Origin of the sequence: Mesorhizobium sp. M1322 (assembly GCF_040318085.1) — a bacterium.
Taxonomy (GTDB): Bacteria; Pseudomonadota; Alphaproteobacteria; order Rhizobiales; family Rhizobiaceae; genus Mesorhizobium.
The window spans coordinates 1-7137 of the sequence record NZ_JAMYLP010000154.1; the positions used below are offsets into that span (position 1 = coordinate 1).

At 61.5% G+C, this 7137-nt stretch carries 10 protein-coding genes; 6 read left to right on the top strand and 4 right to left on the bottom strand.

The window, feature by feature from the left end:
• The first annotated feature begins 183 nt into the window (after positions 1 to 183).
• A complete protein-coding gene (locus NKH12_RS29355) occupies positions 184 to 696 on the top strand; it encodes a DUF192 domain-containing protein (protein WP_352956326.1) in 513 nt (170 codons plus the stop codon).
• A 20-nt stretch (positions 697 to 716) separates the two neighbouring features.
• Complete coding sequence (locus NKH12_RS29360) at positions 717 to 1484, top strand: alpha/beta fold hydrolase (protein WP_352956327.1); 768 nt, start codon at positions 717 to 719, stop codon at positions 1482 to 1484.
• A 53-nt stretch (positions 1485 to 1537) separates the two neighbouring features.
• Here the strand turns inward: NKH12_RS29360 and NKH12_RS29365 are convergent, their stop codons facing one another.
• Positions 1538 to 2140 (bottom strand): HD domain-containing protein, encoded by a 603-nt coding sequence (locus NKH12_RS29365; RefSeq protein ID WP_352956328.1) that lies wholly within the window; start codon positions 2138 to 2140, stop codon positions 1538 to 1540.
• A 145-nt stretch (positions 2141 to 2285) separates the two neighbouring features.
• Here NKH12_RS29365 and cysE point away from each other — a divergent pair, with 145 nt between their 5' ends.
• Positions 2286 to 3134 (top strand): serine O-acetyltransferase, encoded by an 849-nt coding sequence (gene cysE / locus NKH12_RS29370; protein ID WP_192361556.1) that lies wholly within the window; start codon positions 2286 to 2288, stop codon positions 3132 to 3134.
• A 345-nt stretch (positions 3135 to 3479) separates the two neighbouring features.
• Complete coding sequence (locus tag NKH12_RS29375; RefSeq protein WP_013531334.1) at positions 3480 to 3683, top strand: DUF3126 family protein; 204 nt, start codon at positions 3480 to 3482, stop codon at positions 3681 to 3683.
• 144 nt (positions 3684 to 3827) lie between these two features.
• Here the strand turns inward: NKH12_RS29375 and NKH12_RS29380 are convergent, their stop codons facing one another.
• Positions 3828 to 4559, bottom strand: a complete 732-nt coding sequence (locus NKH12_RS29380) for a hypothetical protein (RefSeq protein WP_352956329.1) — start codon at positions 4557 to 4559, stop codon at positions 3828 to 3830.
• Positions 4560 to 4707: 148 nt separating this feature from the next.
• On the opposite strand from NKH12_RS29380, the gene NKH12_RS29385 reads away from it, so the two are divergent.
• Positions 4708 to 5052 (top strand): DUF6949 family protein, encoded by a 345-nt coding sequence (locus NKH12_RS29385; protein ID WP_352956330.1) that lies wholly within the window; start codon positions 4708 to 4710, stop codon positions 5050 to 5052.
• Positions 5053 to 5071: 19 nt separating this feature from the next.
• Positions 5072 to 5599: a gamma carbonic anhydrase family protein gene (locus NKH12_RS29390; RefSeq protein WP_352956331.1), complete on the top strand. Its 528-nt coding sequence runs from the start codon at positions 5072 to 5074 to the stop codon at positions 5597 to 5599.
• A 54-nt stretch (positions 5600 to 5653) separates the two neighbouring features.
• Here the strand turns inward: NKH12_RS29390 and NKH12_RS29395 are convergent, their stop codons facing one another.
• Entirely contained in the window at positions 5654 to 6487 is an 834-nt protein-coding gene (locus NKH12_RS29395; RefSeq protein ID WP_352956332.1) for an ankyrin repeat domain-containing protein, read from the bottom strand.
• Positions 6396 to 6713: an HNH endonuclease gene (locus NKH12_RS29400; protein WP_352956333.1), complete on the bottom strand. Its 318-nt coding sequence runs from the start codon at positions 6711 to 6713 to the stop codon at positions 6396 to 6398. Before NKH12_RS29400 ends, NKH12_RS29395 begins: the two co-directional genes overlap by 92 nt.
• Between the last annotated feature and the right edge of the window lie 424 nt (positions 6714 to 7137).

Genomic DNA, 7137 nt, shown 5'->3' on the forward strand with positions numbered 1-7137 from the left:
ATCAACCGATCCATTACACCCAAGGCTGCCTCCAAAAGCAGTCTTGAATCATGCTACGGTCAAAAAGGGAATCCTAAGAGTCCACACCACCTAGTGCTTTTTGCTTGACCATGATCTCCAGCGAAAACCGGGTTCCACTTTCTGGGATCATGGTCTAGGACGATTTCCGGCCGAGGATTTTGCATGACTCACAGGAACTGGCTGACAACGGGCGTAGTCTGCGCCGCGATCGCCTTCGTCGTCGCCACCGGCGCTTTCTTCCATTCGCAGCAACCGGCTTCGGCAGACGGCCAGGCGATGATCCTTGCGGTCGACCCGCAGCCGCTGGTCGCGGTGACGAAAGCCGGCGAGCGCTCTTTCTCGATCGAAATCGCCGACACCTCCGCCGAGCGCGAGGCCGGCCTGATGTTTCGCGAGGAGATGGCCGACGATCATGGCATGCTGTTCGTGTTCGAGGAGCCTCGGGATGTGAGCTTCTGGATGAAGAACACGCCGATGCCGCTCGACCTGATCTTTGTCGGTCAGGACGGCAAGATCCGGGCGATCAAGCAAGGCGAGCCGCAATCCGAGGCGATGATCTCGCCCGGCGAGCCGGTTCGCTTCGTGCTCGAGCTCAAGGCGGGCACTGCCGCCAGGGGCGGCATCGAGGATGGCGACCTGTTGCGCCACCCGGCAATCGGCACTGCGCACAACTGAACGCCCAGGATCCGTCGCAGATGCAGTTTTTCTCCCATGATGGTTTTGATCTTGCCTTCCTCGACCGCCAGCCGGCATCGGGGCAGGGCGATCCGGTGCTCATGATCCATGGCTTCGCGTCGACCCATTACGTCAACTGGGTGTCGCCCGGCTGGTTCAAGGCGCTGAACGATGCCGGCTACCGCGCCATCGCCTTCGACAATCGCGGCCATGGCGCCTCGTCGAAGAGCTATGAAGAGGCCGATTATACGCCCGCAAAAATGGCTTCCGACGGGGCAGCGTTGCTGAACCACCTCGGCATCGAACGCGCCCATGTCATGGGCTATTCGATGGGCGCGCGGATATCGGCGTTCCTGGCCCTTTCCGATCCGGACAAAGTGGCGACGCTGGTCTTCGGCGGTCTCGGCGTCGGCATGGTCGACGGCGTCGGCGACTGGGATCCGATCGCCGCCGCCCTTCTCGCCGACGATCCCGATACCACCAGCCATCCGCGCGGCCGCTCGTTTCGCGCCTTCGCCGACCAGACCCGCAGCGACCGCCGGGCGCTGGCCGCCTGCATTGCCACCTCGCGGGAATTGCTGGCCGAGGCCGATATTGCACGCATCGCCCAGCCGACGTTGATCGCCGTCGGCACCAAGGACGATATCGGCGGTTCGCCCGACGAACTGGCCGCCTTGATGCCGAACGCCAGGGCTTTTCACATCGAGGGCCGCGACCACATGCTGGCCGTCGGCGACAAGACCTTCAAGCAGCGGGTGCTGGAGTTCTATGCCGGAAATCCGCTGTGAGTGCATCGGTGGGCAGCGTATGAACGCTTTTCCGAAACTAAGCCTGTCTGGATTCAGCCTAGCTCGAGCGCCTTGAGCGAACGCGCCATGTTTTGCCGAGCCTGAGCCTCGAACCGCTGCCGGAACTCCTCGGTGTGAAAGATGCGAGGGCGGGCGAGGAAACTCTTCAGAACAGCACTGCGGCCGGCACGCCACATCGGCTCTTCCACCCAGCCATATTCGCGGCGAACCGCCTGTTCATAGGCATCGAAGGCATCAACAGTTGCACCCAGAATTGCCAGGTCCATGTCGAGGAACAGCGCTGCATCGCGCACGGCACTCTCGTCGTCAAAGTGCGGTAACTCATGCGTGGCGGTGGCGATGATCATCGCCGCGATGCGGCCAAGGCGCTGCGCATCGGTGCGGCCGGCGAGCTTTTTCTCGGCAAGGGCGGCGCTCTTGGCTTCGTTGTCCTTGGCCCAGCTGTCATAGATGGCGTCGTGGAACCAGATCGCCGCCTCGACCGCCTCGGGGTCGTGCAGGGATGCCTGATAGTGGCTGGCCAGCGCCAGCATCGCCTCGATATGGGCAAGGTTGTGATAGTGGCGGCCTTCGGCCCGGTAGAGCGCGGAAAGCTCGTGCTTCAGCGGCTCGTCGATCAAGGGTTCGTTTTCCATGGCCGCTTGAATTTCCGTGAACCAAATCCATTTGACAAAGCACTAAGGAAAATTGAGTTCAACCGTGCTACGATCTGGCTTATATGTGCGGCCGGAGAATAGGCAAGCCGCCAAGCCGGAGACATTACATGGCCGGAGACCATTGATGAACAGCGTTACGATTGCCCGCCCGACCATGGTGAAGCCGATCGATCCGATCTGGCGCTCGATCCGCGACGAAGCGATGGAGGCGGTCAACCGCGATCCGCTGCTGGCGGCGTTCCTCTATTCGACCATCCTCAACCAGGAAAGCCTGGAGGAGGCGGTCATCCATCGGCTGGCCGAGCGGCTCGCCCATCAGGATATCGGTTCCGATCTCATCCGCCAGACATTCAAGGCGATGGCAGCCGATGACATGGACTGGTCGTCGACGGTGCGTGTTGACATCCAGGCCTATTACGACCGCGATCCGGCCTGCGACCGCTTCATCATGCCGGTGCTCTATTTCAAGGGCTTTCACGCCATCCAGACCCATCGGCTGGCGCATTGGCTGTGGAACCAGGGCCGCCAGGACTTCGCGCTCTACCTGCAGAGCCGGTCGTCCTCGGTGTTCCAGACCGACATCAACCCGGCCGCCCGCATCGGCAAGGGCATCTTCCTCGACCACGCCACCGGCCTTGTCGTCGGCCAGACGGCGGTGATCGAGGACGACGTGTCGATCCTGCACGGCGTGACGCTGGGCGGCACCGGCAAAGCCGGCGGCGACCGCCATCCAAAAATCCGCTATGGCGTGCTGATCGGCGCCGGCGCCAAGATCCTCGGCAACATCGAAGTCGGCCATTGCTCGAAGATCGCGGCAGGCTCGGTGGTGCTGTCGCCGGTGCCGCACAACAAGACGGTTGCCGGCGTGCCGGCCCGCGTCGTCGGCGAGACCGGCTGCGACCAGCCTTCGCGGCAAATGGACCAGCTTTTGCCGTCGCAGACGATGGACCACGTCGTCAGCTTCGATATCTGACGCCAAGCTCCGGGCGTAGTCGCCAGGGCAATCGCTCTAGACCAATTGCCGATCGTGGCGTCGCCCCTCATCCGCCTGCCGGCACCTTCTCCCCGTATAGTGACGGGGAGAAGGGACTTGGCCGCGACGTCGGCACCCTTTCTGCAAGGCCGGAGATTGGCGAAATCCTTGCAAAGGCGTCCTTCTCCCCGTCACTATACGGGGAGAAGTGCCCGGCAGGGCGATGAGGGGCAGCGCAAACCTGAGGCGATTACCCTGTTCTGTCGCCGGCTTGCCTTTACATCGCCATTGTCGACGTGCCAGAAGCGCGCTCAAACGAGCAAGACCGACGATCGGAGAAGACTTTTGAAGCCGGACGAAATCAGAAAGCTGGACGCCTATTTCAAGCGCGTCTTCCAGAACCCCAAGCTTGAAGTGAAGGCGCGGCCGCGCAAGGACGATTCGGCCGAGGTCTATGTCGGCGACGAATTCCTCGGCATCGTCTTCAAGGACGAGGACGACGGCGACTATAATTTCTCGATGGCGATCCTCGACATCGATCTGGCCTGAGTTGGAGTTTGCGGTTACGGCAGGCGCCCGTCATCCCTGCCGCGGAGAAAGGGGGCGCCAATCTCCGCCTTTTGCGATTTTGCCCACAAAGCGCGTCGCACAAACCCTTCAGACACGTCGCGTAATCCCTTCAGACACAATGCGTTAGCGCCCGGTCTTCAGCATACGCGCAGCCTCAACGGCGATGGCTGCGTCGAGCGCCTGCCAGTCGCCCAGAAATTCCATGGGAAAGCGGTAGGTGAGGCTGAGATTGTCGCCGACCAGGATGTCGCGTTCGCAGGGCGCCAGCGATTGCGCAGCACTCGGGCCGCTCAGGCAGCGGGCCACGAACGGGTCCTTGCCCCGGCGATCGGCGACCGCCAGCACCTCGTTGAAATAGCCTGATTTTTCGGTGAAGCCGTAGAGCGTCGTGCCGCCCGGGCCGGGCGTGCCGGGTTCGACGATCAGGGCGCTGTAGATCGGCGCGAAGCGGCCGCTCATGTCGCGCGACATTGTCTGCCGTTCGAACGACAGGAAGACGATGTCCTTGCTCGATCCGGTGTGGTTGAAATCGTCGCGGGCGGCCTCGCTGTAGCCGTCCATCTCGGGATAGCGCAGATAGAGGTCGAGGCGCGAGGCGCTGCCGGCGCGCCGGGCCTGGTCGAAGCGGATGACATTGGCCGGCACGGCGATGACATTGTTGCCGATCACGACCTCGTGGATTGTCGTGTCGTCGGTGTATCCGGCCATGGCGATCGAGCGGCCGAGCCATTTGCCGCCAAGGCTGATCGCCACCGAAAGCATTGCCAGCGCCGCGAACACGTAGAACACCCGCTTCATCAGCTTGGAATCGACGACGGTGAGTTGCGGACTGTTGGCGGTGGCTGCCTGCTTCATCGCGATCCCCAATTTCGGCCGTCTGTCCCAGATGTTCCATGTGCATCCCCCTTGAGGTGTCCTTGAGCAGCACATGTGGCGCGGTACGGCTCTTGCAACGCGCCTGTCGAACACGACTGTGCGATTTCATGGTAAATGGAAGGTAAAGATGGGTCCGGTCGAACACACACTCTTTGCTTTTATGGTTGGGCTGACGGCGTGCGGCCTAGCCGGATCGGCTATGGAGCTGATATCAGGCCGCCGGCTTACCTTCGTCGAACCCTATGTGTCGCCAGCGCATGTGCTGCGCTCGCTCTTCGCGACGGCGTGCGCCGGACCCTTGATGTTCGCCAACGAAGCGCTCGACGCCTGGCGGCAAGGCCGTATTTCCGCCCCGGCGCTGATCTCCTGCGGTTGCACCGCGACGATCTGGGCGTTGGCATTGGGCGTCGTGCTGATCGACATTGCATTCCGGGCGGGCATGTTCCTAGGTTCGGCTGATTTTTCAGGATGAGACGATTCGGAGGCGAAAAATGCCGCTCTATGCGATCGACGGAAAAGCCCCCGGTTTCGAGGACGCGGACAGCAACTGGATCGCGCCGGATGCCATCCTGGTCGGCGATATCAGGGTCGGCCGCAACGCCGGCTTCTGGTTCGACGTCGTCATCCGCGGTGACAACGAGCCGATCGTTATCGGCGCTGATACCAATGTGCAGGAGCACACGGTCATGCATACCGACGTCGGTTTTCCCCTGACCATCGGGCAAAGCTGCACGATCGGCCACCGGGCCTTGCTGCATGGCTGCACGATCGGCGACAACAGCCTGATCGGCATGGGCGCCATCGTGCTGAACGGCGCAAAAATAGGCAAGAACTCGCTGGTCGGCGCCGGCGCGCTGGTCACCGAAGGCAAGGAATTCCCCGACAATTCGCTGATCATCGGCTCGCCCGCGCGTTTGGTGCGAGTGCTGGACGATGCCGCGGTCGCAATGCTGCGCGATTCGGCCGCGCACTACGTCGCCAACGGCAAACGCTTCAAAGCGGGACTGACGAAGACCTGAGGCCAGCCTTGCTCAAATCTTCGGCTATATGGTTCACCGGCATCGTCGCCCACCTCACCGTCCATTGGAGCCGCGCCTGGTCATCGCATCGCGCAGCAACGAACCGCCGGCTTCAAAGCCGGCATTGTCGGCGTCCTCGAGGGCTGTCGCATAGTCGTCGATGCGGGTTTCGAGCGATGGGTCGGCGCCCGCCGCCAACAGCAGGCGGATGGCATCGACGCTACGGATAGCGACCGCATAGTGAAGCGGCGTCCAGTCGTTTACACCCCGCATGTTGAGGTCTGCGCCACCATCGATCAGGATTCGGACGACTTCCAGTCTGTCAGCCCGGTCGGTGGACAGTGCCGCAATGATTGCCGGAAAACCGCCGTGGTGTTGATAGTTCGGGTCCGAGCCCGCATCCAGTAGGATCGAGATCAAAGCGGTGGGGCTCCAATAGATCGCATATTCCAGTGGATGCCCAAGGCCGAGTTCAAAAGGCATCTGCTCGTCGAACCAGCCGGGTGAGCCGCCGAGAGCCACACCGAGGGCGTCGAAGTCGCCCGCCTTGAACGCGTCGTCGATGGCCTTGAATAGGCGGTGGCGCTCGCATCGATCTTCCGGGATTTCCAACATCGCAGCGATCCGGAGGTTGAATGGATGGTTCATACTGCATCGGTCAATAGCCCTTGGAAAGCTGGACCGAGCCAAGAGTTTCTGGCTCTGTTCCGATGTCCGTAGCGGCCTTCCGATGGATCGTCTGACGCTCATCATTTCAACAAGTGGTGACACGCGAGCGGATGCCATTTCCGGGCCGTTATTCGCTTTCGGACGTGCCGCTTGTACGTGGCCGCGATAGCACTTTACCCGTTCGATGCCGGGTTTGATTGCAAAACTTGCACGCCGCAACAAGGTTCTCTTGTCTGTCCTCGCCGCCGTCCATCCGGGGTTTCAGATGTTCCGCAGTGCAGCGGAAGCGGTTGAGCGATCCAATAGGGAGATGATAACGCTCCGAAAACAGCGTCGGGTCTCCATCCCACATCTGAAAACCGCAGTAGAAGCATCGCCAATTTTGCTTCTTGGCCTGCACGGTTCTGAGTTTTGCTAATTTGTTTGAATTAATCATTTCACACATCCTCTTGCTTCATCAACATGAAGCGGATGTGCAGCAACCTGTAAGCGATTGCCCCTTATTCAGAAGGGATAAGCCCTCGCACTAGACGGCACCCGTAAGAGTGCCACTCCGCAGTATTGCAGCGGTAGAAGCCGAACTCGAGATCGGCTTCGATACAGTCACCAATTACGGCTCCCAGACGAACTAGAGAACGTCTCCACAATTCTCTCAATACTTCAATTTGGCGACGCTCAAGTCGAGTTCTGCTATCGGTCGAGTTCTGCTATCTGGGCTTCTTCGGGTCTCTCCCGAAAAGGTGGAGCCGGCCCGGGGACGGGGCCGGCTCCTAAAACCCGGTGGGGGGGGGGGGGGGGGTGGGGGCTGGCCCGGGGTTTTGCATGCGGGCTTTGCGGACGCTGGCGCCCGCGGGGGGGGGGGCGGGGGT

What these genes read in the sequence shown, in the direction of transcription:
- NKH12_RS29400 (WP_352956333.1), bottom strand. Translation starts at nt 6,713, where the DNA reads ATGTGTGAAATGATTAATTCAAACAAATTAGCAAAACTCAGAACCGTG.
- NKH12_RS29385 (WP_352956330.1), top strand. Translation starts at nt 4,708, where the DNA reads ATGGGTCCGGTCGAACACACACTCTTTGCTTTTATGGTTGGGCTGACG.
- NKH12_RS29380 (WP_352956329.1), bottom strand. Translation starts at nt 4,559, where the DNA reads ATGAAGCAGGCAGCCACCGCCAACAGTCCGCAACTCACCGTCGTCGAT.
- cysE (WP_192361556.1), top strand. Translation starts at nt 2,286, where the DNA reads ATGAACAGCGTTACGATTGCCCGCCCGACCATGGTGAAGCCGATCGAT.
- NKH12_RS29355 (WP_352956326.1), top strand. Translation starts at nt 184, where the DNA reads ATGACTCACAGGAACTGGCTGACAACGGGCGTAGTCTGCGCCGCGATC.
- NKH12_RS29360 (WP_352956327.1), top strand. Translation starts at nt 717, where the DNA reads ATGCAGTTTTTCTCCCATGATGGTTTTGATCTTGCCTTCCTCGACCGC.
- NKH12_RS29365 (WP_352956328.1), bottom strand. Translation starts at nt 2,140, where the DNA reads ATGGAAAACGAACCCTTGATCGACGAGCCGCTGAAGCACGAGCTTTCC.
- NKH12_RS29390 (WP_352956331.1), top strand. Translation starts at nt 5,072, where the DNA reads ATGCCGCTCTATGCGATCGACGGAAAAGCCCCCGGTTTCGAGGACGCG.